This is a genomic window from Microbacterium paraoxydans, from assembly GCF_018224615.1.
GTDB lineage: Bacteria > Actinomycetota > Actinomycetes > Actinomycetales > Microbacteriaceae > Microbacterium > Microbacterium paraoxydans_B.
Genome location: NZ_JAGTUK010000001.1, coordinates 383,158 through 407,998 on the forward strand (window position 1 = coordinate 383,158; position 24,841 = coordinate 407,998).

A 24,841-nucleotide genomic window follows, 5' to 3' on the forward strand; every position below is an offset into this window, starting at 1 on the left:
GGATCAGAAGCCGGGGAGGAGGCTCACGACGAGGTCGATGAGCTTGATGCCGAGGAACGGGGTGATCACTCCGCCGAGGCCGTAGATCAGGAGGTTGCGCTGCAGGATCTGCGAGGCGCTCGCCGGGCGGTACGCCACGCCGCGCAGCGCGAGCGGGATCAGGAACACGATCACGATCGCGTTGAAGATGATCGCGCTGGTGACGGCCGAGGCGGGCGAGTGCAGCTGCATGATGTTGAGCGCGGCCAGCCCGGGGAACACGCCCATGAACATCGCCGGGATGATGGCGAAGTACTTGGCGATGTCGTTCGCGAGCGAGAACGTGGTGAGCGCGCCGCGCGTGATGAGCAGCTGCTTGCCGATGCGCACGATGTCGATCAGCTTGGTCGGGTCGGAGTCGAGGTCGACCATGTTGCCCGCCTCCTTCGCCGCCGAGGTGCCCGTGTTCATCGCCACGCCGACGTCGGCCTGCGCGAGCGCCGGGGCGTCGTTCGTGCCGTCGCCGGTCATCGCGACCAGGCGCCCGCCCTGCTGCTCGCGGCGGATCAGCTCGAGCTTGTCCTCCGGGGTGGCCTCCGCGAGGAAGTCGTCCACCCCGGCCTCCTCGGCGATGGCCTTCGCGGTGAGGGGGTTGTCGCCCGTGATCATGACCGTGCGGATGCCCATGCTGCGCAGCTCGTCGAAACGCTCGCGGAGGCCGTCCTTCACGATGTCCTTCAGGTGTACGACGCCCAGCACGCGGCCGTCCGTCCCCGGGGTGCGCACCGCGACGACCAGGGGGGTGCCGCCGCTGGACGCCACCGCGTCGGTCCGAGACGTGAGCTCCGCGTCCGCACCGTCGAGCCCGAGCCACGCGGCCACCGCGGAACCGGCGCCCTTGCGGATCTCGGTGCCGTCGGCGAGGTCGAGTCCGCTCATGCGGGTCTGCGCGGTGAACGGCACGACGACCGCGTCGGCCGGGGCGTCCACGCGGATGCCCCTGGTGGCCGCGAGCTCCACGATCGAGGCGCCCTCGGGTGTGGGATCGGCGAGCGAGGACAGGGCCGCGACGCGCAGCAGCTCCTCGCCCTCCGTGCCCGGCAGCGGCAGCACCTCGTGGGCGCGGCGGTTGCCGTACGTGATGGTGCCGGTCTTGTCGAGCAGCAGCGTGGTCACATCGCCCGCGGCCTCGACCGCCCGGCCCGACATCGCCAGCACGTTCCGCTGCACCAGCCGGTCCATGCCCGCGATGCCGATGGCCGACAGCAGCGCGCCGATCGTGGTCGGGATGAGGCACACGAGCAGGGCGATCAGCACCGGGATGCTCACGGGCGACGCGGCGTAGGAGGCGATCGGGTTCAGGGCGAGCACCACCACGACGAAGATGATCGACAGGCTCGCGAGCAGGATGTTCAGCGCGATCTCGTTCGGGGTGCGCTGCCGGCTGGCGCCCTCAACGAGCGCGATCATCCGGTCGACGAAGGTCTCGCCCGGCTTCGAGGTGATGCGCACCACGATGCGGTCCGACAGCACCCGCGTGCCGCCGGTCACGGCGCTGCGGTCGCCGCCCGACTCGCGGATCACCGGGGCGCTCTCGCCCGTGATGGCCGACTCGTCGACCGTCGCGATGCCCGCCACGATGTCGCCGTCGCCGGGGATCAGCTCGCCCGCCGACACGATCACGACATCGTCGCGCTGCAGCTCGGCCGACGACACCTCCACGGTCTCCGCGCGCTCGGCGGCCGCGTCGGTCCCGGCGTCGTAGCGCACGACCCGACGGGCCATCGTGCTGGTGCGGGTTTTGCGCAGGCTCGCGGCCTGCGCCTTGCCGCGCCCCTCCGCGACCGACTCGGCCACGTTGGCGAACAGCACCGTGAGCCACAGCCACACCGCGATGCCCCACGTGAACGCCGCGGGCACGGGCGAGCCGCCCGAGTCGGCCGGGCCGCCCAGGAACGGCTCGGCGACCGCGAGCACGGTGGTGAAGGCCGCGCCCACCCACACGAGCAGCATCACGGGGTTGCGCACGAGAGCTGCGGGGTTGAGCTTGCGCAGCGCGCCGGGCAGCGCCTGCACGAGCTGCGACCAGCCGAACGAGCGCGGTGCCGGGGTGGCGGCGGCGGGAGCCGTGTCGCCCTCGGGGGCGGACGGGGTGGTGAGGAGGGTCATGATCAGAGTCCTTCGGCGAGCGGACCCAGTGCGAGCACCGGGAAGTAGGTGAGGGCGGTGACCACGACGGTCACCGTCAGGAGCAGGCCGACGAACTGCGGCCGATGGGTGGGCAGGGTGCCGGTCGTGGCCGGGATGCGCTCCTGCGCGGCGAACGAGCCTGCGAGCGCGAGCACCAGCACGATCGGCAGGAAGCGGCCGAGCAGCATCGCGATACCCAGGGCCGTGTTGAACCACGGCGTGTTCGCGGTGAGCCCGGCGAACGCGGAGCCGTTGTTGTTGGCGGCGGAGGTGAACGCGTAGAGCACCTCGCTCATGCCGTGCACGCCCGGGTTGAGGATGCTGGTCGACTCCACGTCCTCCCGGATGCCGGGGATCGCGAAGCTCAGGGCCGTTCCGCCGAGCACGAGCGCCGGCACCACGAGGATGTACAGGCTCGCGAGCGTCATCTCCCGCGGCCCGATCCGCTTGCCCAGCCACTCCGGCGTGCGGCCGACGAGCAGCCCGCCGACGAACACCGCCACGATCGCCAGCACGAGCATGCCGTACAGGCCCGAGCCGACACCGCCGGGGGCGACCTCGCCGAGCATCATGTTCAGCATCGGCATCATGCCGCCCAGGGCCGTGTACGAGTCGTGCATCGAGTTGACCGCACCCGTGGAGGTGAGGGTGCTGGCGCTGCCGAACAGCGCGGAGCCGAGGATCCCGAAGCGCTGCTCCTTGCCCTCCATCGCGGCACCGGCCAGCTCCGGGGCGGCGCCGCGCCCGGCGAGCTCGAGCGCCGACAGCGCGAACGTCGAGGCGAGGAAGATCGTGCCCATCACGGCCACGATCGCGTAGCCCTGACGGTGGTCGCCCACCATCCGGCCGTACGTGCGCGGCAGCGCGAACGGGATCACCAGGATCAGCAGCACCTGAAGCAGGTTGGTCCACCCGGTGGGGTTCTCGAACGGGTGGGCCGAGTTGGCGTTGAAGAAGCCGCCGCCGTTCGTGCCGAGCAGCTTGATGGCCTCCTGCGACGCGACCGGTCCGCCGGGGATGGTCTGCGTGCCTCCCGACACCGTGGTCACGTCGGTGAAGCCCGCGAAGTTCTGGATCACGCCGCCCGCGAGGAGAGCCACCGCGCCGATCAGCGCGAGCGGGAGCAGCAGCCGTCCGAGCCCGCGGGTCAGGTCCACCCAGAAGTTCCCGATCGTCGCGGAGCCGCGGCGCGAGAGACCCCGGACGAGGGCGATCGCGATCGTGAGCCCGACCGCGGCCGAGACGAAGTTCTGCACCGTGAGACCCGCGAGCTGCACCGTGTAGCCCATGGTCTGCTCAGGCGAGTACGACTGCCAGTTGGTGTTGGCCACGAACGACGCGGCGGTGTTGAACGCCAGGCCCTCCGGCACCGCCGGGAGCCCGAGGGACTGGGGCAGGAACGCCTGGAGCCGCTGCAGCGCGTACACCAGCACGAGCCCGACCAGCGAGAACAGCAGCACGCTGCGGGCGTAGGCGCGCCACGTCTGCTCCGAGCGCGGGTCCACCCCGATCACTCGGTACAGGCCCCGCTCCACCCGGAGGTCGCGGCCCGACGTGTACACGTGGGCGATGTAGTCGCCGAGCGGACGGTAGAGCAGCACGAGCACGACCACGACGGCCGCGACCTGGAGCACCCCGTAGAGGATCGTCGCGTCCATCAGAACCGCTCCGGGGCGACCAGGGCCACCACGAGGTAGACGACGGCCGCGACGGAGAGCACCGCGGCGATGATCTGGAACACGATCATGCGCGGTCCACCGCCTTCGCGACGAGGGACACGAGGGCGAACAGCGCGAAGGTCAGCGCGAGGTAGATGATGTCGAGCACGCCCCCGATACAACCGCCGCGCGAGGCCGCGACCGTCGATCCTCACGGTTCCCCTACGCCACCTCCGCCGATGCATGCGGGTTTCTCACGGTCGGCCCTATGCTCACGAGGTGGGAACGCGCGGACACCGGATCGGACCAGGGGCGGTGCTCGTGCTCGCCCTGGTCGCGGTCGCGGCGGTCTGCGTGATCACGGGGCTGCTGCCCGGCGCAGACGCCGAGGCGCTCGGCCTCAGGACCGCGCCGGTGCTGGGCTTCGTCGTCGCGATCACGATCGTCGCGGAGCTCGCCCGCGACGCCGCCGTGTTCGACGTGGTCTCGCAGCGGCTCGCGCGATGGGGTCGCGGACGCGTGGTGCTGCTGTGGCTGCTGGTGATCGCGCTCGCCGTGGTGAGCACGGTGTTCCTGTCGCTCGACACGACCGCCGTGATCGTCACGCCCGTGGTGGTGGTGCTGGCGCAGAGCATCGGGGTCCCGCCGATCCCCTTCGCGCTCGCGACCGTGTGGCTCGCGAACACCGCCTCCCTCGCGCTGCCCGTGTCGAACCTCACCAACCTGCTCGCCGCGCGGCAGATCGGCGACGGGCCTGCCGCGTTCTTCGCGCTCAGCTGGGCGCCCACGCTCGTCGGCATCCTCGTGCCCGTGCTCCTGCTCACCCTGGTGCACCGCCGCACCGTGTTCTCCCGCTACCGCACACCGCCGCCGCGCCGCCCCGCCGACCCCGTGCTGTTCTGGACTGCCACGGGGGTGCTGGTGGTGCTCATGCCCGCGCTCGCGCTCGCGCACGACGTGTGGATCCCGGCGACCGTCGCCGCGGTCGCTCTCGTCGCGGTGTTCGCGGTGCGACGCCGTGGCGCACTGCGGTGGGGACTCGTGCCGTGGCAGGCGGTCGCGCTCGCCGCGGCGCTGTTCGTGCTGGTGGAGACGCTGCACGCGCGGGGGCTGCTCGATGCGCTCACCGCGCCGATCGCGGGCGGTGGGTTCGGCGATCTGCTGCGACTCGCGGCCCTGGGGGCGGTGAGCGCGAACGCCATCAACAACCTCCCCGCGTATCTGGTGCTGGAGCCCGCGGCGGGCGACCCCGTCGCGCTGATGGCCCTGCTGATCGGGGTGAACCTCGGCCCGCTCATCACGCCGTGGGCCTCGCTCGCGACGCTGCTGTGGCACCACCGCATCACCGCGCTCGGCGTGGAGATCCGCTGGAGCCGCTTCATGCTGTGGGGCACGGTGGCCGCGGTGCCCACCGTGATCGCGGCTGTCGCGGTGCTGGCCCTCGTCGCGGGCTAGCGGGCGGCGTCAGGGCGCGGGGGGCCACTCCTCCGCGAGCAGGCCGTAGTTCATGCCGTCCATCCACTCGCCGGAGCGGTGCAGCGCGGTCTTGCGGCTGTGCTCCTCACGGCGCATCCCGAGCCGCTCCATGAGGCGCCACGACGGCTCGTTCGCGGCGAAGCACCCCGCGTGCACCCGCCGCAGACCGAGCGGGCCGAAGCACGCGTCGATCACGGCACGCACCGCCTCCGTCGCGTAACCGCGGCCGGCGTACGCGGGATCGAGCACCCAGCCGAGCTCGGCCTGCACGCCCTTCGCGCCGTCCGCCACCTCGAGCTGCGCCCAGGCGTCTTCGATGCGCACCATCAGGTCGCCGATGGGCGTGGGCGCCCCGCCCTCCTCGGCGTGCAGCTCGATCAGGTACAGCGACGACAGCCGGGCGGGATCCTGGTGGCGTTCACGGAACGCCTCGAGCGTGTCGGGCGCCAGGCCCAGCCAGCGGTTCACCTCCGGCTTCCTGCGCCACTCCCACAGTGTGTCGATGTCGGCGGGGGTGCACGGGCGGATCTGCAGTCGGGGCGTGCGGACGGGCCAGGGAGCGCCTTCGGTCATGCTCACAGCCTAGGGCGACGGCTCGCGGCGGGCTCGCACGGACTGCCGCGTGCGGACGGCGAGTGCGGCGCACGCGATCACCGACAGGCCACCCAGGACCGTGGGCCACCCGATGCGTTCGTGCAGCAGCAACGCGGCCCACGCGATGCCCATCACGGGCTGCACGAGCTGGATCTGGCTCACCTGCGCCATCGGCCCGATCGCCAGGCCGCGGTACCAGGCGAAGAAGCCGAGGAACATGCTGACGACGGCGAGGTACGCGAAGGCCAGCCACTGGACCGGGGTGGCGGCGGGCGGCTGCGCGACGGCGGCGACGATCGCGAGCGCGGTCATGGCGGGCGCGGAGAGCACGAGCGCCCAGGAGATCGTCTGCCACGACCCGAGTTCGCGCGCCAGCAGCCCGCCCTCCGCGTAACCGACGGCGGCGGCGAGCACGGCGCCGAACAGCAGCAGGTCGGCGACGTGGAAGGTGCCGAACCCGCCGTTCTGCACGGTGGCGAACACGACGGCGCACAGGGCCCCGGCGACCGCGAAGACCCAGAACGACGGGGTCGGGCGCTCGCCCGTGCGCACCACGACCGCGGCGGCTGTGGCGGCGGGGAGCAGTCCGATCACGACAGCGGCGTGACTCCCGGGCGTGGTGGTGAGGGCGAACGAGGTGAGGATCGGGAAGCCCACGACCACGCCGCCGGCGACCACCGCGAGCCGCGCCCACTGCCGGGTCGTCGGGATGCGCGAGCGCGCGACCGTGAGCACGACGATGGCCAGCAGGGCCGCGACCACGGCGCGCGCCGAGCCGATGAACAGCGGAGACAGGCCGCCCACGGCGACGCGCGTGAAGGGCAGCGTGAAGGAGAAGGCGATCACGCCGAGGAGTCCCCAGGCCGGTCCCGCGTACCTGGATAGCGCTGTCGAATCGGAGATGGTAGCGCTACTGTGTTCTTTCATGAGTCAGGATAGCACCGAGCGCATCGTCACCGGATTGCGGGAGTGGCTCGCGACCGCCCCGCCCGGCGCGCGCCTGCCGTCGAACCGGGCGCTCGTCGCGCAGCACGGCGCCAGCCCGGTCACGGTGCAGCGGGCCATGCGGCAGCTCGCCCGCGCGGGCCTGGTGGAGTCGCGGCCCGGGGTCGGCACGTTCGCCAGGGCCGTGCGCCCTCCTCAGGCGCCCGACCTCGGCTGGCAGACCGCGGCTCTCGGCGCGGCGCCCGTGCGGCTGTCCGGGCTCTCGGCCACGCAGCGCACGGCCGCGCCCGACAGCATCGCGCTGCACTCCGGCTATCCCGCCCCGGAGCTGCTGCCGGAGCGGCTCGTGCGCCAGGCCCTCGTGCGCGCCTCCCGCACGGCCTCGGCGGTGACGCGCTCGCCGGCCGCCGGTCTGCCCGAGCTGCAGGCGTGGTTCACCGCCGAACTGGCCGCAGCGGCTCCCGGAACGGTCGCGGCCCCGTCGCCCCGCGACGCCCTGATCGTGTCGGGCAGCCAGAGCGGCCTCAGTTCGATCTTCCGTGCGGTGGTGGGGGCGGGGCAGCCCCTGCTGATCGAGTCGCCCACCTACTGGGGAGCGCTGCTCGCCGCCGAGCAGGCCGGGGTGCGGCTGGTCCCGGTGCCGTCCGGTCCGCACGGCCCCGACCCGGACGAGGTCGAGCGTGCGTTCGTGCAGACGGGGGCCCGCGCGTTCTACGCCCAGCCGACGTTCGCGAACCCCACCGGTGCACGGTGGCCGGCCGACACCGCCGCGGCCGTGCTCGAGACCGTTCGCCGCCACGGCGCGTTCCTGGTGGAGGACGACTGGGCGCACGACCTCGGCATCGACGCGGACGTCCGGCCACTGGCGGCCTCCGACGACGACGGACACGTGGTGTACGTGCGCTCGCTCACCAAGAGCGTGTCGCCGGCGCTGCGCGTGGCGGCCGTGATCGCGCGCGGCCCGGCGCGGGAGCGGATCCTCGTCGACCGCGCGGCGGAGGCGATGTACGTGAGCGGGGTGCTGCAGGCGGCCGCGCTCGACGTGGTGACGCAGCCGGCCTGGCGCACGCATCTCCGAGGATTCCGCGAACAGCTGCGCACACGGCGCGACCTGCTGCTGTCGAGCCTCGCCGCGCACGCCCCCGGGGTCACGGTGGAGCACGTTCCCGCGGGCGGCCTGAACCTGTGGGCGCGGCTGCCCGACGGCACCGACGTGGCCAGGGTCGTGCGGGAGTGCGAACTGCGCGGTCTTCTCGTCGCGCCGGGCGGCGAGTGGTTCCCGGCGGAGCCCGCGGGGCCCTACCTGCGGCTCACGTTCGCGAACGCCGATCCCTCCCGGTATGCCGAGGCCGCGAGCATCCTGGGGGCCGTCGTCGACGAGATCTGACCCCTCACTTCCGTGGCCAGAGTTTCCGGCGCAGGGCGGGGAGCAGCAGGGCGACCGCGACGAGCAGGGAGATCGCGACATTGAGCAAGAAGATCGGATTGCGTCCTGCGAGAAACTCGTACACCACGGCGTTCCCGGCAGCGCTGGCCACCGCGAGAGCCAGCACGAGATACAGCCGTCTTCTCCACTGGACAGTGCGCGCGCTCATCTCATCCTCCTGCGAGAATGCAGCCTGTTCCCGCGCCGTAAAGGGCCCCGACAACGCCGCCCGCCAGAGTTCCCCAGAATGGCATCACGCTTCCTGCTGCGGCGGGGGCACCGGCGCCGGGAAGCAGCCCTGCGAGCGCTCCCGCAGCACATTTGCTCAGGTCTGGATCTGCGGTGATGGCGTACACGTACTGCCCAGATCTGTGCTCGACGATCTGCGTCACAGTCGTGCCGGACACCTCGAAGTGCGTGGGGACCGGCGCTCCTGTCGCGTCGTAGGCCCACGGCGCCGCGATCGTTCCGACCAGCGATACTTGGTCGTCGGCCGCGACATCGAGAAGGGCGAGCGACCCGGCGGGAAGGCTGATGATGAGGTCGGCTCCGGTGACATTGAAGGAGTACGCCGTCGGCGCGGTCGGCTCCGCGATGTTGATGAGCATGCGCTCGCCGGACGCACTCGCTTGGTTCGTGATCCCGTAGTCACCACCGTCTGCACTCGCGACCGGGTAGATCGACACCACGGGCCCGTCAACTTCTGGCGTCGCGCCAGCGTTGGCGGAAGCCTCGCTGGTCGAGTCCTTGGCGGACTCGCCCGAGGAGTGGGCGGTCTCGTCTGCCGACGCCGGTAGTGCGGAAGCGAGCGCGATGGCACAAGACGCGAGTGCGGCGATCGCAGCTCTTTTGCCGACACTGTTCTGGGTGTGGTGTGTATGTTCCATGACGTTTCCTTCTCATCTTTGAGAAGAGCCCACCTACCTCATATGACGACGCAAGAACCCCGTCTGACTACTATATCTCACAAGAGGATCCTCGCTTCGTTAAGCACGGGGCCGCGTCGGGAGAGGCGCCCACGCATGAGATGCCTGAACTCGCGCGATCACGAGCCGACGCGCACGCGGGCCCGGGTGAACTCACTCCTCGGACGGGGGACCGGCGGGGCGATGGGCGCGACGGCCGGACACCACGACCGGGCGACCGGCGCGCTCCTGGCCGGGCAGCGGCCGCGAGCGGCGACCGTAGATGAGCTCGGACGAGTCGAGCAGCCACGGCACCAGCGTGATCGAGACCCCGTGCACGAGCATGAGCTGGTTGGCGAGGCGCTTCGCGCGGCGGTTGTGCAGGAACGACTCCCACCAGTGGCCGACGATGTATTGCGGCAGGTAGACCGTGACGACCGAGGAGCCGTGCTTCTCGCGGTACTGACGGATGAACTGGGTCACCGGCTGCGCGAACGAGCGGTACGGCGACTCGACGATCACGAGCGGCACGGGCACGAGGTGCTCGGCCCACTCCCGCTGCAGCGCCGCCGCGTCCTCCGCGGACACGGCCACGTGCACCGCGAGCGTCTTGTCGTGCTTCGCGGCGATCGCGTAGTCGATGGCCTTCATCACGGGCTTCTGCAGGTGGTTGACCAGCACGATCGCGACGTCGCCCGACGCGCCGAACCGGGTCGTGTCGTCGATCGCGATCTCGTGCTCCACGTCGCGGTAGTAGCGCTTGACGCCGATCATCAGGAACGCCAGCACCGGGATCGCGAAGAACACCAGGTAGGCGCCGTGCGTGAACTTCGTGATCGTCACGATCACCAGCACGAGCACGGTCAGCGTGGCGCCGGCCGAGTTGATCAGCAGCCCGACGCGGGCCGAGCGGCGGTCGGTCGCGGCGGCGGCGTCACGCGATGCCGCCGCCGGTTCTCGCAGCACGCGCCGCCAGTGGCGCACCATGCCGATCTGCCCGAGTGAGAACGATACGAACACGCCGATGATGTACAGCTGGATCAGTGTGGTGAGACGCGCCTGGAACACCACCAGCACCGCGATCGCGGCGATACCCAGCAGGATCATGCCGTTCGAGAACACCAGTCGGTCGCCGCGCGTGTTGAGCGACTTGGGGGCGTAGCCGTCGCGCGCGAGCACCGCGCCCAGCAGCGGGAAGCCGTTGAAGGCCGTGTTGGCCGCGAGCAGCAGCACGCACGCGGTCGCCGCCTGCACGATGAAGAACGGGATGCTGCCGCCGCCGAACGTCGCGGCGGCGATCTGCGCCATCAGGCTCGGCTGCGGCGTGGTGCAGTCGAAGCCGATCAGGTCGCACGGGTTCTCGGCGTAGTGCACGCCCGTGATGAGCGCGAGCGCGGTGAGGCCGGAGAACAGGCAGATCGCGATGGTGCCCATGAGCACGAGCGTCGACTGCGCGTTGCGCACCTTGGGCGCCCGGAACGCGGGGACGCCGTTCGACACGGCCTCCACTCCGGTCAGGGCGGAGCAGCCGCTGGAGAACGCGCGCAGGATGAGCAGGATCACGGCGGCCTGGCTCAGGTTCTCCGCCTGCACGGAGAACTCCGCGCTCGACGCGACCGGGGCGTCGCCGAGGAAGGTGCGGATCAAGCCGGTCACGATCATGATGCCGACCGACCCGATGAAGACGTAGGTCGGGATCGCGAACACGAGCGACGCCTCACGCACCCCGCGCAGGTTCACGATGATGATCAGGATCACGAACCCGACCGCGAGCTCCACCCGGAACGGATCGAGTCCGGGCACGGCGGAGATGATGTTGTCGACGCCGGATGCGACGGACACCGCCACGGTCAGCACGTAGTCGACCAGCAGGGCTGCCGCGACGATCACCCCGGGGATCTCGCCGAGGTTCTTCGAGGCGACCTCGTAGTCGCCACCGCCCGAGGGGTACGCCTTGATGAGCTGCCGGTAGCTGAGCACCACCACGAACAGCAGCACGACGACGGCGATAGCGACGAGAGGCGTGAACGACAGGAACGTGAGTCCGCCGATCAGCAGGATCATCACGAGCTCCTGCGGCGCATAGGCCACCGAGCTCAGCGCGTCGGAGGCGAAGATCGGCAGCGCCATGCGCTTCGGGAGCAGCTGCTCGTCGACCTGTTCGCTCGTCAGCGGGTCGCCGATGAGGATGCGTTTGGCGAGCGGAGGCGCGTCCGTGCCGTGGCGGGTTTCTTCTGACACGTCCGGCGAGACTACGCCCGCGCCGCGCCCCCTCACAAGATCCTTACGGAATCCCTACGGGGGGCCTGCGCACCCTCACGGAATCCTTACGGCCGGCGAGTAGAGTTTTACTCATGGGGGAACAGGTCGTTCTGGGTGTCATCGCGATCGCGATCGGAGTGGCCTTCGGCTTCGTGCTGTTCGTGCCGTTCGTCGCGATCAGCTATCGCCGGCGGGGGCGGCTCAGCCTCGGGCGGACGATGCTGTGGCTCGCGGCGCTCATCTACTTCTGGGCGATCTGGACCTACACGCTGCTGCCTCTGCCCGACCCGGACGCGATCCGCTGCGTCGGCGCGATCACCGACCCCATGTCGGTCGTCTACGAGCTCCAGCGCGCGTTCGCATCTTCCAGCCCGCTGCGACACCCCGCGTTCCTGCAGCTCGCGTTCAACGTGCTGCTGTTCCTGCCGCTCGGGGTGTTCGTGCGGGTGCTCGCCGGTCGCGGAGTCGTGGTCGCCCTGCTCGCCGGGTTCGGGCTCTCCCTGCTGGTGGAGGTGACGCAGCTCACGGGCGTGTGGGGCCTGTACCCGTGCGCCTACCGGTTCTTCGACGTGGGCGACCTCATGACCAACACGACCGGTGCCGTGCTGGGGTGCGTGCTGGCGCTCGTGGTGCCGCGCACGCTGCGGGGCTCGCGAGCCTCCGCAGACGCGGATCAGCCGCGGCCGGTCACCCGGGGGCGCCGCGCGCTCGCGATGCTGTGCGACGGCCTGGCGTTCTTTTTCGTGAGCGCGGCCGTCGGTGTCGCCGTGCAGCTGTGGCTCGCGTACGTCGTGAACGACGTGGCGGCGATGCAGGAGGGCGCGCTGTCGGACGTCCTGAGCACGGCCGTGGCGGCGGGCCTGTGGCTGGTGCTGATCCTCGTCACGGGGCGCTCGGTCGGCGACGTGGCGGTGCAGCTGCGCTACACCGGCTCGCGCCTGCCCGTGATGCTCGCCCGGCTCCTGCGGTGGGCAGGAGGCATCGGCGGGATCGGCGCGCTCGCCCTGCTCGGCTTCCCGTTCGACCTGATCTCGTCGGTGCTGTACCCCGTGGCCGTGGTGCTGTTGTTCACCACCCGCCACGGCCGCGGGCTTCCCGGGCTCCTCTCCGGACAGGACCTGGAGGACGCTCGCGGGCGGCCGGAGCCGTCGCCCACGGGTGACCGTGAAAATCCACAGGGGTTTCCGATCACGGATCGATAACGTCGATCCCATGAGCGTGATCCCGGTCGACGAGGCCATGATCAGCGAGGCCAAGGAGCTCCGCGATCAGCTGCAGCGATTCCTGCGCGAGTACGAGTTCGGCATGCGGGAGGTGGAGACCAAGATCTCGATCCTGCGCGACGAGTTCACGCACGACCACGCGTACAACCCGATCGAGCACGTGAAGAGCCGCCTGAAGTCACCGGACAGCATCGTGGAGAAGCTGGCACGCAAGGGCATCGACGAGCCCGACTTCGACCGCATCCGCGCCGAGATCACCGACATCGCCGGGGTGCGGGTCACGTGCAGCTTCGTGGCCGACGTGTACCGCCTGTTCGACCTGCTCACCGCGCAGGACGACGTGACGGTGCGCACCGTGAAGGACTACATCGCGCAGCCGAAGGCGAACGGCTACAAGAGCCTGCACGCCATCATCGAGGTGCCCGTGTTCCTCTCGACCGGTGCGCTCTCGGTGCCGGTCGAGGTGCAGTTCCGCACCATCGCGATGGATTTCTGGGCGAGCCTGGAGCACAAGATCTACTACAAGTTCTCCAACCAGGTGCCCTCGCACCTCGTGCAGAGCCTCACCGACGCCGCCGATGCGGCCGCCGAGCTCGACAGCCGCATGGAGCGGCTGCACCGCGAGGCACACGGCGTGCCGCGGCGGCAGCTTCCCCCGCCGCCCCCGCCGTCGCCCCGCGTCGTCGGCGTCTGACCGGGGTCAGCCGAGGAACTCGCGCGCCGCGGCCGACATCGCCGTGACGCCCACCTCGATCGTGGGGTGGATCTCCGGCGCGAAGAACGGCGAGTGGTTGGTGGGGATGTCCTGTTCCAGCCGACCGGCCGCGAGCGCCTCGGCGAACCGGGCCGGATCGACACCGCCCCAGAACCAGAACACGAGCGGCACCCCCGCGTCGCGCGCGAACCACGAGACGTCCTCGCTGCCGGTGAACATGCCGGGGTCGATCACCGCCGTCTCGCCGAGCGCGCGCTGCAACGCCGCCGTGACGCGCGCGGTCGCGTCCTCGTCGTTGATCGTGGCGGGCAGGGTGTGGTCGGTGCGGATCTCCGGCTCCCGCTCCGCCCCCGACGCGGTGGCCTCGGCGCGCACGATGCGCTCGACGCTCGCGAGCACCTTCTCGCGCACTTCGTCGTTCGGGTAGCGCAGGCTCAGCTCGAGCTTCGCCTCGGCCGGGATGATGTTGTTCTTGAGTCCCGCGTGGATCGAACCGACCGTGACCACGGCCACGCCCTGCGGGTCGATCTCGCGCGACACGATGGTCTGCAGGCGCATGACGGTCGCGGCCGCCATCACCACGGGGTCGATCGTGGCGTGCGGCCGGGAGCCGTGGCCGCCGCGGCCGTGGAGGGTGACCGTGAGCCCGTCCGAGGCCGCCATCTGCGTGCCGCTGCGCACCCCGATCACGCCAGCGGGGAGCGGGGTCACGTGCTGGCCGAGGACCACGTCGGGCTTCGGGTACCGCGCGAGCAGGCCGTCGTCGAGCATGGCCCTGGCGCCGGCGCCGTACTCCTCCGCGGGCTGGATGAGCACCACGAGCGTGCCCGACCACTGCTCGCGCTCGGCCACGAGCTTCTCGACCGCGCCGATCATCGCGGTCACGTGCATGTCGTGTCCGCACGCGTGCATGACCGGCACGGTGGTGCCGGACGGGTCGACGCCCTTGGCGGTGCTGGCGTATGCGCGGCCGGTCTGCTCCTCCACCGGAAGGGCGTCCATGTCGGCGCGGATCCACACCACGGGGCCGTCGCCGGCGGTCTCCGAGCTCGACGAAGGGTTGCGCAGTACGCCGACCACGCCCGTCACGCCCACCCCCTCCTCGACGTCGAGCCCGAGGTCGCGCAGGTGCTGGGCGGCGATGCCCGCGGTGCGCGTCTCCTGGAAGGAGAGCTCGGGGTGCTGGTGCAGGTCGATGTAGAGCGCTTCGAGGTCGATGGCCATGGGCCGAGCCTAGCCCGCGGTCACTCCCGGGCGTAGGACTCGAGCGCCGGTCCGGGGTGCAGCACGCCGTTCACGATCGCGCGGATCGCGAAGGCGCTCGCGTCGCCCAGCTCCACGGCGTCGGGATGCAGCAGCCACTGCAGCTGCAGGCCGTCCATGACGGCGAGGATCGCGGCCGAGGCGGCGGCGATCGTGTCGGGCTCGGTCACGCCCTCCTGTGCGCACAGCTCGCCGAACGCCGCGGCGACCTCGCGCCGCAGCGTCGTGTAGCGATCCTCGAAGTACGGGCGTGACGGGTGGTCGTCGGTGACCGACTCGGCCGACAGCACCGTGTAGGCCTGCACGATGCCGGGGCGCTTCTCGTTCGTGAACGCCGTGCGCACCAGGTGCAGGAACAGCTCGGGCCCGTCGGGGATGTGCTTCTGGGCGAGCCCGGCGACGTCGTCCTGATCCCGGTAGGCGAGCACTTCGAGCAGCAGCTTCTGCTTCGAACCGAAGTGGTGCAGCACTCCGGCGTGGGTGATGCCGACCTGCTCGGCGACGTCGGCGAGGGTGCCGTTGGTGGAGCCCTTGTTGCCGAAGATCTCGATAGCCGCCTTGAGGATCTGCTCGCGCTTCTCCCTGGTCGCCGGACGCACTCGCACCGTCTGCTCGCTGTCCGCCATGGCGGCTCCTCTCGTGATCCCGCTCCGCTTGCCAACTAACTTACTCCCCGGTAACCTCACGATTGCTTACTTTCTCGACAGTAAGCAATCACGATCCCTGCCGGGCTCCCATCCCCCCGGCGACCCTGCACAATGACCCGTGCCCAAGGAGAAGCAATGAAGCTCAGAACGTCTCTGATCGCGGCCACCGCGATCACCGCACTCGGCATCTCGGCCCTCGCCGGATGCTCGTCCGGGGGATCCGACGACGCCGCAGCCGGTGGTGCCGCCCTCACCATCGCCAAGCCGGACGGCGCCATCACCACCGAGTCGAACAACCCGTTCGTCGGCGACTCCGCGGCGTCGAAGTACGGCTACGCCAAGGTCGTGTTCGAGACCCTGGCCCTGGTGAACCAGACCGGCGACCGCGGGGTCACGCCGTGGCTCGCCGAGAGCCTCGAGTGGAACGACGACTACACGCAGCTCACCGTCGTCCCCCGCGAGGGCGTCACCTGGAGCGACGGCGAGCCCTTCACCGCCGACGACATCGTCTTCTCCTTCGAGACCGCCTCGATCCCCGCCCTCGACACCGCCGGCCTCAAGTTCGAGGGCGCCCAGGTCGACGGCGACAAGGTCGTGCTGAACTTCGGCGACTCCAAGTACGTCAACCAGGCGCGCGTGCTCCACGTGCCGATCGTGCCCAAGCACATCTGGGAGAACTTCGACGACCCGGCCACCGACCCCGTCAAGGGCGACGACCTCGTCGGCACCGGCCCCTACGCGATGGCGAACTGGTCGACCGAGTCGGTCACGCTCGACGCGCGCGACGACTACTGGGGCGGCGACCTCGCCGTGCCCGAGCTGCACTACGTCTCCTACGGCGACAACACCGCCCTCACCACGGCCCTCGCCAACGGCGACGCCGACTGGGCGCAGGCGTTCATCCCGCAGATCGAGGAGCAGTTCCTCTCGGTCGACCCCGAGCACAACAAGTTCCTCGCCTCCCCGACCACCGGCTCCGCCACGCTGTTCATGAACCTGCAGCAGAAGCCGTTCGACGACCCGGCCTTCCGTCAGGCGCTCGCCTGGGTGATCGACCGCGACGCCTACGTCGACATCGCCCGCGAGGGCGCCAGCGAGCCGGTCTGGTCGGTCACCGGCCTGTCGTCGATCCTCGAAGACGAGATCCAGCCCGAGTTCCAGGGCGTGGACTACAAGGTCGACGCCGACAAGGCGCGCGAACTGCTCGAGACCGCCGGGTACACCTGGAAGGACGACGCGCTGATCGACCCCGACGGCACGCCCGTCTCCTTCACGCTCTCCGTCCCGTCCGGGTGGAGCGACTGGAACACCGCGCAGGAGCTCATCGCCGAAGACGTGAAGGACGGCATCGGGGCCGAGGTCAAGATCGACATGCCCGACTGGGGCGGCTGGGCCGACCCCCGCGACAACGGCACCTTCTCCGCGATCATCCACTGGCTGGAGGACAGCGGCACGGCGTACGGCCTGTACACCTCGACCATGGACCCGCGCTGGATCTCGCCCGAGGGCAAAGCCGGCTTCAACTTCGGTCGCTTCGACGACCCGGAGGCGACCGCCGCGCTGAACACCTACGCCAACGCGTCGTCCGACGAGGAGCGCACCGCCGCCATCGACACGCTGCAGACGATCTTCTCCGAGCAGGTGCCGGCCATCCCGCTGGGCGCCCACCCGCTGCTGGGCGAGTTCAACACGCGCAACTACGTCGGCTGGCCGTCGGAGACCGACACGTACGCCTCGGCCGACCCGACGCAGCCGAACATCGTGCAGATCCTCACGAAGCTGAAGCCCGCCGAGTAAGCCGCAGCCGATCGGGGCCGGCGTCGTGCGCCGGCCCCGATCGATCGACGAAGGACACCCCATGCCAGACCCCCTGCTCACCGTGCGCGACTTCTCGGTCGTGTACGACGTCGATCCGCCCGTCGCGGCCGTGAAAGACGTGACCCTCGAACTGCACCGCGGCGAGATCCTCGGCCTCGCCGGGGAGAGCGGCTGCGGCAAGACCACGCTCGCCTACGGCGTGCAGCGGCTGCTGCGCGCGCCCGCCGTGATCACCGGCGGCAGCGTCACGTTCCACGACGCATCCGGCGTGGACATCGACGTGAACGCGCTCGACGTGGAGGCCATGCAGCGGTTCCGCTGGGACAAGGTGTCGATGGTGTTCCAGGGCGCGATGAACGCCCTCAACCCGGTCGCCACGATCGGCTCGCAGCTGGAGGACGTGTTCGAGATCCACCGGCCCGACATGAACCGCCGCCAGCGCAGGGCCGAGGCGGAGGAACTGCTCGAGATCGTGAAGGTCGGACGGCAGCGCCACCGGTCCTTCCCGCACGAGCTCTCCGGCGGCATGCGCCAGCGCGTGATGATCGCGATGGCGCTCGCCCTGCGCCCGCAGCTGATGGTGATGGACGAGCCCACCACGGCGCTCGACGTGCTGGTGCAGCGGGAGATCCTGAAGCAGATCTCGCAGCTGCGCCACGAGTTCGGGTTCTCGGTCGTCTTCATCACCCACGACCTCCCCCTGCTGCTGGAGATCAGCGACCGCATCGCGATCATGCGCGAGGGCGAGATCATCGAACTCGCCACGGCCGAGCGCATCTGGAACGCCCCGCAGCACGAGTACACGCAGAAGCTGCTGTCGTCGTTCCCCCGACTGACCGGCGAGAGAGGGGTGCTGGTGCGATGAGCACGCTCGAGTTCCGCGGCGTCACCAAGAGCTACACCGTGCGCGGTGCGGGCCAGATCAAGGCCCTCGACGACGTGAGCTTCACGCTCGAATCCGGTCGCACGATCGGCCTCGTCGGACAGTCCGGCAGCGGCAAGTCCACGATCGCGAAGATCCTCACCCAGCTGGAGACCCCCACCAGCGGCGAGGTGCTGCTCGACGGCACCCCCATCCCGCGGCGCGGCAAGGGACTGCGGCGGTACCGGCAGCAGCTGCGCATGGTGTTCCAGGACCCGTTCGCCTCCCTCAACCCGTACCACTCGATCCGCTACCACCTGGAGCGGCCCATCCGCCTCGACAACGTCGTGCCCAAGAAGGACACCGACGCGGAGGTGCGACGCCTGCTCGCGCGCGTGCGGCTCGACGCGGACGCCGTGATCGACCGCCGCCCGCACGAGCTGTCGGGCGGGCAGCGGCAGCGCGTCGCGATCGCCAGGGCCCTGGCGTCCCGGCCGTCGCTGCTCGTGGCCGACGAGCCCGTGTCGATGCTCGACGTGTCGATCCGCCTCGGCGTGCTCACCCTGCTCGCCGACCTGCAGCGCGAGGAGGGCCTCGGGGTGCTGTACATCACGCACGACCTGGCCACCGCCCGTCACTTCAGCGACGAGATCATGGTGCTCAACCAGGGCCGCGTCGTCGAGTACGGCACCGCCGACGACGTCATCCTCCGCCCCCAGAACCCGTACACCCGCGAGCTGCGTGCCGCGTCTCCCGATCCGGAGAAGCACTTCGCCGCCGCCACGAACGGAGGTGCGCGGTGAGCACCGCATTCCCCCAGCTGGACGACAACGACCTCGTCGCGCGCGACGCCCTCGAGGTCGGCACCACCGCCACCACGGTCGACCGCGGGCGGCGCCGCGTGCCCTGGCGCTTCTTCGCCGGACGCGCCGGGTTCTACCTCTTCACCCTGTGGGCCGCGATCACGATCAACTTCTTCCTGCCCCGGCTCATGAAGGGCGACGCGGTCAGCTCCTACCTGGCGCGCAACCCCAACGTGAGCCCGGAGGCCGCCGACGCCCTGCGCATCCTGCTCGGCATCGACTCGGACAAGTCGGTCTGGCAGCAGTACCTCGAGTACTGGGGCATGCTGCTGCGCGGCGACCTCGGCATCTCCACGCTGCACGGACTGCGGCCGGTCGCCGAGGTGCTCGCCTCCGCCCTGCCCTGGACGCTCGGCCTGGTCGGCATCGCCACGATCATCTCGTTCACGATCGGCACGGTCGCGGGCGCCATCGTCGGCTGGAAGCGCGGCAGCAAGCTCGACGCGATCATCCCGGTCACCACGTTCTTCAACACCATCCCGTACTTCTGGCTCGGGCTCATCGCGATCGCCGTGTTCTCGTCGACGCTCAAGTGGTTCCCGTCGTCGCACGCCTACGACAAGGGGCAGTCGCCGGAGTGGAGCCTCGACTTCATCGGGCAGGTGATCATGCACGGCACGCTCCCGGCCCTCACGATCGTGGTGGCCTCGCTCGGCGGGTGGGTGCTCGGCATGCGCAACATGATGCTGACCGTGCTCGACGACGACTACATCACGGTCGCGCAGGCGAAGGGCATGCCGAACCGGCGCGTGCTGTGGGCCTACGCCGCCCGCAACGCCGTGCTGCCGCAGATCCAGAGCTTCGCGCTGTCGATCGGCTTCATCGTGGGCGGCACCATCGTCATGGAGATGGTGTTCAGCTACCCCGGCGTGGGCAAACTGCTGCTCGACGCGACCAACGCCAAGGACTTCGCGCTCATGCAGGGCGTGTTCCTGGTGATCACGCTGTCGGTGCTCGTGGCCAACATCCTCGCCGACGTGGTCTACGCCTACCTCGACCCGCGCACCCGCCAGACGGAGGCCTGACATGACCGTTCCCACCACCGCCGCGAGCACCGCACCCGACGGCTCCCCCGTCGCCTCGGGCATGCCGGAGACCGCGACGCTGCGCACCCCGCCCGAGGGCGAACCGCACCGCACGACCTTCTGGTCGCAGCTCGGCCAGGCGTTCGCGATGTTCCGCAACCCGAAGTCGCTCGCCGGGCTCATCATCCTCGGGGTGTTCGTGCTCGTCGCGATCCTCGCCCCGTGGATCGCGCCGTACGGTCCGACCCAGAAGGACCGCACCGCGCTGCGGCAGCCGCCGTCGTGGGAGCACTGGCTCGGCACGACGCACATGGGGGAGGACGTGCTGAGCCAGATCATCTACGGCACCCGAGGCGTGATCGTCGTCGGCTTCCTCGCCGCGTTCATCGCCACCATCATCGCCATCACGGTCGGCGTGATCGCCGGCTACCTGCGCGGGTGGAAGAGCGAGTCGCTGTCGGCGCTGACCAACGTGTTCCTGGTGATCCCCGGCATCCCGCTGATCATCATCATCGCGTCGCAGTTCGACAACCCGCCGCTGATCGTGATCGCCGCCGTGCTCGGGCTCACCGGGTGGGCGTGGGGTGCTCGCGTGCTGCGCGCCCAGACCATGTCGCTGCGCAACCGCGACTTCATCCAGGCCGCCCGCGCGAACGGCGAACCGCTGCGCCGCATCATCACGGTCGAGATGCTGCCGAACCTGATGGCACTCATCGCGTCGAGCTTCGTCGGCACCGTGACCGCGGCGATCCTCGGCCTCACCACGCTGGCGTTCATCGGGGTGATCCCCGTCAGCAACCTCAACTGGGGCACGATCCTGTTCTGGGCGCAGCAGAACGGCGCCTTCCCCCGACTGTGGTGGTGGTACGTGCCCGCGGGCCTGTGCATCGCCATCATCGGCGTGGCCCTGTCGCTGATCAACTTCGGCATCGACGAGTATGTGAACCCGCGCCTGCGCTCCGCGGGGGAGCGCGCCAGGGCCATGAAGAAGAAGGGCCTCGACGTGAACGCCCCGGTCACCGCCGTGCGCTCCGTCCCCCTGCCGACGACCGATTCCACCGATACGACACAGAACACGAAGTGATGACCTCTCTGCTCCCGACGACCACCCACCCGTACCAGGACCCCTCCCTTCCGATCGCCGAGCGCGTCGCCGACCTCCTCTCCCGCATGACCGTGGAGGAGAAAGTGGGGCAGATGCTGCAGCTCGACGCCCGCGACGACCTCGACGACCACATCCTCCGCCGCCACGTCGGGTCGATCCTGCACACCTCTCCCGAGCGCATCGTGCGGGCGAACGAGCTCACGGCGCAGACCCGGCTGCGCATCCCGCTGCTCGTGGCCGAGGACTGCATCCACGGGCACTCGTTCTGGCCGGGCGCGACGATCTACCCGACGCAGCTGGGCATGGCCGCCACGTGGGACGCCGACCTGCTGGAGCGCGTCGCCAGGGCCACCGCCGAGGAGGTCGCGGTCACCGGCATCCACTGGACGTTCTCTCCCGTGCTGTGCATCGCGCGCGACCTGCGCTGGGGTCGCATCAGCGAGACGTTCGGCGAGGACCCGTTCCTGATCGGCGAGCTCGCGTCGGCCATGGTGCGCGGGTACCAGGGCGACGGGCTCGACGACCCGACCGCGATCCTCGCCACCGCCAAGCACTTCGCGGGGTACTCCGAGACGCAGGGCGGACGCGACGCGAGCGAGGCCGACATCTCCCGCCGCAAGCTCCGCTCCTGGTTCCTGCCGCCGTTCGAGCGCGTAGCCCGCGAGGGCTGCCGCACGTTCATGCTCGGCTACCAGACCACCGACGGGGTGCCGATCACCGTGAACGACTGGCTGCTGAGCGACGTGCTGCGCGGCGAGTGGGGCTACACCGGCACGCTCATCACCGACTGGGACAACGTCGGCCGCATGGTGTGGGAGCAGCGCATCCAGCCCGACCTCACGCATGCCGCCGCGGCCGCCGTGGGCGCGGGCAACGACATGGTCATGACCACCCCGGGGTTCTACGAGGGCGCACTCGACGCGGTCGCGCGGGGCATGCTGCCGGACGACGCGTTCGACGACGCGGTCGCCCGCATCCTCACGCTCAAGTTCGAGCTCGGGCTGTTCGAGGACCCGCGACTGCCGCGCGAGGACCTCTCGAGCGTGGTGGGCCGTGCCGCGCACGCCGCGCTGAACCTGGAGACCGCGCGGCGCTCGATCGTGCTGCTGGAGAACGACGGCGTGCTGCCGCTCGACCCCGCCGCCCCGCTGCGCATCGCCGTGACGGGGCCGCTGGCGGACGACGCGCAGACGCAGCTCGGCGACTGGGCGGGCGGTTCCGGTCAGGCGGGGTGGCTCGACGGGCAGCCGCGCGACATGATCACGACCGTGCTCGACGGGCTGCGGGCGGTGGACGGGTGGACCGTGACGCACGCGCGCGGCGCCGACATCCTCACGCTCGAGGACGACCCCCGGGGGAAGTTCTTCCCCGACAAGCAGCCGCGGCCGCCGGTGGTGCGGCCGTGCGAGCCGGACGCGGCGCTGATCGCGGAGGCCGTGGCCACCGCTGAGGCCGCCGACGTCGTGGTCGCGGTGGTGGGCGACCGGATCGAGCTCGTGGGCGAGGGGCGCTCGACCGCCACGCTCGAGCTCATCGGCGGGCAGAACGCGCTGCTGGACGCGCTGATCGACACCGGGAAGCCGGTCGTGATCGTGCTGCTGGCGTCGAAGCCGCTCGTGCTCCCGGCGTCGGCGGCTCGGGCCGCGGCGGTGCTGTGGGCCGCGAACCCGGGGATGCAGGGCGGTCGCGCGCTGGCCGAGATCGTGGCGGGCGCGGTGGAGCCGTCCGGCCGGCTGCCGATCTCGTTCGCGCGGCACGTGGGTCAGCAGCCCACCTACTACAACCAGATCCGAGGGCAGCACGGCGACCGGTACGCCGATCTCACGCAGTCGCCCGCCTGGGCGTTCGGCGAGGGGCGGTCGTACACCACGGTGGAGTACTCCGACCTGGAACTGGAGGCGGATGCGCTCACCGCGGACGACACGGTCGTGGGTCACGTGACGGTGACGAACACGGGCGCGCGGCCGACGCGGGAGACCGTGCAGGTGTACGTGCGCGACGAGGTGACGAGCGTGAGCTGGACCGACCGGGAGCTCAAGGCGTACCGCCAGGTGGACGTGCCGGCGGGGGAGTCGGTGCGCGTGCGCGTGGAGGTGCGCGCGTCCGACTGCACGATCGTCGACGCGGACGGCCGGCGCCTGGTCGAGCCTGGCGCGTTCACGCTGCTGGTGGGCCCGAGCTCTCGCGAGGAGGCGCTGCTGTCGGCGGGGTTCCGCATCGGCTGAGCGCGGGCGGGCGGGCTCGATTTGATCTCAAGTGCACTTGAGGTCTTACGGTGGAGGGGTGACCCGGAAGTTCCCCGCATGACCGTCGACCCCCGCCCGCACCCCGCCGCCCCCGTCCCGTCCGCCGTGGGCGAGGGCCTCAAGGCCGCGTTCCGCACGCACCCCGCCGGGGTCGCGATCATCACGGCGCAGGGCCCCGACGGCCCGGTCGGCCTCACCGCGTCCAGCGTGTCGTCCGTGGCGGTCGACCCCGCCGCGATCGTGTTCTCGGTGACCAGGGCCACGGGAAGCGCCGGGGCGATCCTGGCCGCGCCGACCTTCGTGGTGCACCTGATCGACGATGAGCACTCGGCCCTCGCGCAGAGCTTCGCCGTGAGCGGCGCCGAGCGGTTCACCCCGGAGCAGGGCTGGACGACGCTGCCGACGGGCGAGCCGCATCTGCCCGAGGCGCGGGTCGCGCTGCAGTGCCGTCCGCTGCAGACCGTGCCGGTCGGCTCGTCGACCGTCGTGATCGCGGAGGTGCTGGAGGTGCTCACCGGGCGGCCAGCGCGGCCGCTCGTGTACCTCGACCGCCGGTTCCACGCCCTTCCGCACGACCCCGCCGTCTGACCACCCCCGAAAGGAACCCCCATGACCGCGTACACGCTCCCCGAGCTCCCCTACGACTACTCCGCGCTGGAGCCGCACATCTCCGGCCGCATCATGGAGCTGCACCACTCCAAGCACCACCAGGCGTACGTGACGGGCGCCAACACGGCGCTCGAGCAGCTCGCCGCGGCGCGCGAGGCGGGCGACCTCGCGAACGTCAACAAGCTGGAGAAGGACCTGGCCTTCAACCTGGGCGGCCACATCAACCACTCGGTGTTCTGGCAGAACCTGTCGCCCGAGGGCGGCGGCAACCCCGAGGGCGAGCTGGCCGCGGCGCTGGCGGACGGCTTCGGCTCGATCGACGGCTTCCGCGCGCACTTCACGGCCACGGCGCTGGGTGTGCAGGGTTCGGGCTGGGCCGTGCTCGCGTGGGACTCCGTGGGTGCCCGTCCGGTGATCTTCCAGCTGTTCGACCAGCAGGGTAACGCGCCGCTCGGCGTGACCCCGCTGCTGCAGCTCGACGTGTGGGAGCACGCCTACTACCTCGACTACCTCAACGTGCGCGCCGACTACGTGAAGGCGTTCTGGGAGCTGGTGAACTGGCCCGACGTGCAGCGTCGTCTCGACGCCGCGCGCTCGGCGACCGCCGGGCTCATCGTCCCGGCCTGAGATCGCTCCCGCGTCAGGCGAGCGAGAGGAACAGCTTCTCGAGCTCGGGGAGGGAGACGCCGTTCTCCTCCTCGGGCTCGGCGAGGCAGTCCTTCATCGCCGTGGCGATGATCTGGAAGCCGGCCTTGTCGAGCGCGGAGGTGACGGCGGCGAGCTGCGTGACGACCGCACGGCAGTCGCCGCCCGCTTCGACGGCGGCGATCACGGCGCCGAGCTGGCCCTGCGCGCGCTTGAGGCGGTTGGCGATCTTGCGCTGCGTCTCGGCATCGGTGGTGGGCATCGGGTCTCCCTGATCGTCGGCTGGGAAGTCCACTATACCCCCGGGGGTATAGTGATGGATACCCACCGGGGTATCGAGAGGAGTCACCCATGTGCCGAGCCGTCCGCTGCCGAACCTGCGGAA

General features: G+C 70.6%; 23 protein-coding genes. 12 read left to right on the top strand and 11 right to left on the bottom strand.

The features are described 5' to 3' along the window. Nucleotides 1-3: 3 nt before the first annotated feature. From kdpB to kdpF, 3 genes are read right to left on the bottom strand one after another with little or no spacing between them, the layout of a single operon-like run. Nucleotides 4-2,148: a potassium-transporting ATPase subunit KdpB gene (kdpB, locus tag KE274_RS01840; protein WP_211540579.1), complete on the bottom strand. Its 2,145-nt coding sequence runs from the start codon at nucleotides 2,146-2,148 to the stop codon at nucleotides 4-6. 2 nt (nucleotides 2,149-2,150) lie between these two features. After that, nucleotides 2,151-3,827 (bottom strand): potassium-transporting ATPase subunit KdpA, encoded by a 1,677-nt coding sequence (gene kdpA, locus KE274_RS01845; RefSeq protein ID WP_211540582.1) that lies wholly within the window; start codon nucleotides 3,825-3,827, stop codon nucleotides 2,151-2,153. After that, entirely contained in the window at nucleotides 3,827-3,916 is a 90-nt protein-coding gene (gene kdpF / locus KE274_RS01850; RefSeq protein WP_211540591.1) for a K(+)-transporting ATPase subunit F, read from the bottom strand. Before kdpF ends, kdpA begins: the two co-directional genes overlap by 1 nt. Before the next feature lie 190 nt (nucleotides 3,917-4,106). Here kdpF and KE274_RS01855 point away from each other — a divergent pair, with 190 nt between their 5' ends. Continuing rightward, entirely contained in the window at nucleotides 4,107-5,282 is a 1,176-nt protein-coding gene (locus tag KE274_RS01855) for an SLC13 family permease (RefSeq protein ID WP_307872121.1), read from the top strand. A 9-nt stretch (nucleotides 5,283-5,291) separates the two neighbouring features. On the opposite strand, the gene KE274_RS01860 is transcribed toward KE274_RS01855, so the two are convergent. Then, nucleotides 5,292-5,876, bottom strand: a complete 585-nt coding sequence (locus tag KE274_RS01860; RefSeq protein ID WP_211540596.1) for a GNAT family N-acetyltransferase — start codon at nucleotides 5,874-5,876, stop codon at nucleotides 5,292-5,294. A 9-nt stretch (nucleotides 5,877-5,885) separates the two neighbouring features. After that, complete coding sequence (locus KE274_RS01865) at nucleotides 5,886-6,824, bottom strand: DMT family transporter (RefSeq protein ID WP_211540598.1); 939 nt, start codon at nucleotides 6,822-6,824, stop codon at nucleotides 5,886-5,888. Between KE274_RS01865 and KE274_RS01870 the strand changes: the two genes are divergently transcribed. Next, nucleotides 6,823-8,229 carry an aminotransferase-like domain-containing protein gene (locus tag KE274_RS01870; protein WP_211540600.1) on the top strand — a complete coding sequence of 469 codons (1,407 nt, stop codon included), beginning with the start codon at nucleotides 6,823-6,825 and terminating at the stop codon, nucleotides 8,227-8,229. The genes KE274_RS01865 and KE274_RS01870 overlap by 2 nt on opposite strands. 4 nt (nucleotides 8,230-8,233) lie before the next feature. Here KE274_RS01870 and KE274_RS01875 read toward each other — a convergent pair whose 3' ends face one another. From KE274_RS01875 to KE274_RS01885, 3 genes are all read right to left on the bottom strand, one after another. Beyond that, on the bottom strand, nucleotides 8,234-8,437 hold the full coding sequence (locus KE274_RS01875) for a hypothetical protein (protein WP_211540602.1): 204 nt from the start codon (nucleotides 8,435-8,437) through the stop codon (nucleotides 8,234-8,236). 1 nt (nucleotide 8,438) lies between these two features. Beyond that, nucleotides 8,439-9,155 carry a hypothetical protein gene (locus tag KE274_RS01880; RefSeq protein WP_211540605.1) on the bottom strand — a complete coding sequence of 239 codons (717 nt, stop codon included), beginning with the start codon at nucleotides 9,153-9,155 and terminating at the stop codon, nucleotides 8,439-8,441. A 192-nt stretch (nucleotides 9,156-9,347) separates the two neighbouring features. After that, nucleotides 9,348-11,303 (bottom strand): APC family permease, encoded by a 1,956-nt coding sequence (locus KE274_RS01885; protein ID WP_249185943.1) that lies wholly within the window; start codon nucleotides 11,301-11,303, stop codon nucleotides 9,348-9,350. 224 nt (nucleotides 11,304-11,527) lie between these two features. Between KE274_RS01885 and KE274_RS01890 the strand changes: the two genes are divergently transcribed. Further along, nucleotides 11,528-12,637, top strand: a complete 1,110-nt coding sequence (locus KE274_RS01890; protein WP_211540611.1) for a VanZ family protein — start codon at nucleotides 11,528-11,530, stop codon at nucleotides 12,635-12,637. Nucleotides 12,638-12,647: 10 nt separating this feature from the next. Beyond that, nucleotides 12,648-13,352, top strand: coding sequence for a GTP pyrophosphokinase (locus tag KE274_RS01895; protein WP_211540613.1), 705 nt, complete (start codon nucleotides 12,648-12,650; stop codon nucleotides 13,350-13,352). Nucleotides 13,353-13,358: 6 nt separating this feature from the next. Here KE274_RS01895 and KE274_RS01900 read toward each other — a convergent pair whose 3' ends face one another. Then, entirely contained in the window at nucleotides 13,359-14,597 is a 1,239-nt protein-coding gene (locus KE274_RS01900; protein WP_211540615.1) for an amidohydrolase, read from the bottom strand. A 20-nt stretch (nucleotides 14,598-14,617) separates the two neighbouring features. After that, a complete protein-coding gene (locus KE274_RS01905; protein WP_211540622.1) occupies nucleotides 14,618-15,262 on the bottom strand; it encodes a TetR/AcrR family transcriptional regulator in 645 nt (214 codons plus the stop codon). Between the two features lie 156 nt (nucleotides 15,263-15,418). Here KE274_RS01905 and KE274_RS01910 point away from each other — a divergent pair, with 156 nt between their 5' ends. The 8 genes from KE274_RS01910 (at nucleotide 15,419) to KE274_RS01945 (ending at nucleotide 24,438) form a co-directional block, all read left to right on the top strand. Beyond that, entirely contained in the window at nucleotides 15,419-17,080 is a 1,662-nt protein-coding gene (locus tag KE274_RS01910) for an ABC transporter substrate-binding protein (RefSeq protein WP_211540632.1), read from the top strand. Nucleotides 17,081-17,141: 61 nt separating this feature from the next. Then, nucleotides 17,142-17,966, top strand: a complete 825-nt coding sequence (locus KE274_RS01915) for an ABC transporter ATP-binding protein (RefSeq protein ID WP_211540634.1) — start codon at nucleotides 17,142-17,144, stop codon at nucleotides 17,964-17,966. Then, the gene (locus KE274_RS01920) at nucleotides 17,963-18,766 is read left to right on the top strand and encodes an ABC transporter ATP-binding protein (RefSeq protein ID WP_211540636.1); all 804 of its coding nucleotides are present in this window, start codon (nucleotides 17,963-17,965) and stop codon (nucleotides 18,764-18,766) included. Before KE274_RS01915 ends, KE274_RS01920 begins: the two co-directional genes overlap by 4 nt. Beyond that, nucleotides 18,763-19,851, top strand: coding sequence for an ABC transporter permease (locus KE274_RS01925; protein ID WP_211540638.1), 1,089 nt, complete (start codon nucleotides 18,763-18,765; stop codon nucleotides 19,849-19,851). Before KE274_RS01920 ends, KE274_RS01925 begins: the two co-directional genes overlap by 4 nt. Nucleotide 19,852: 1 nt before the next feature. Continuing rightward, nucleotides 19,853-20,935, top strand: coding sequence for an ABC transporter permease (locus KE274_RS01930; RefSeq protein WP_211540640.1), 1,083 nt, complete (start codon nucleotides 19,853-19,855; stop codon nucleotides 20,933-20,935). After that, a complete protein-coding gene (locus tag KE274_RS01935) occupies nucleotides 20,935-23,181 on the top strand; it encodes a glycoside hydrolase family 3 N-terminal domain-containing protein (protein WP_211540644.1) in 2,247 nt (748 codons plus the stop codon). Before KE274_RS01930 ends, KE274_RS01935 begins: the two co-directional genes overlap by 1 nt. A gap of 78 nt (nucleotides 23,182-23,259) precedes the next feature. Then, nucleotides 23,260-23,790 carry a flavin reductase family protein gene (locus KE274_RS01940; protein WP_211540646.1) on the top strand — a complete coding sequence of 177 codons (531 nt, stop codon included), beginning with the start codon at nucleotides 23,260-23,262 and terminating at the stop codon, nucleotides 23,788-23,790. 21 nt (nucleotides 23,791-23,811) lie between these two features. After that, nucleotides 23,812-24,438, top strand: coding sequence for a superoxide dismutase (locus KE274_RS01945; RefSeq protein WP_211540649.1), 627 nt, complete (start codon nucleotides 23,812-23,814; stop codon nucleotides 24,436-24,438). A gap of 13 nt (nucleotides 24,439-24,451) precedes the next feature. Here the strand turns inward: KE274_RS01945 and KE274_RS01950 are convergent, their stop codons facing one another. Further along, the gene (locus KE274_RS01950; RefSeq protein WP_211540652.1) at nucleotides 24,452-24,718 is read right to left on the bottom strand and encodes a metal-sensitive transcriptional regulator; all 267 of its coding nucleotides are present in this window, start codon (nucleotides 24,716-24,718) and stop codon (nucleotides 24,452-24,454) included. Nucleotides 24,719-24,841: the final 123 nt, after the last annotated feature.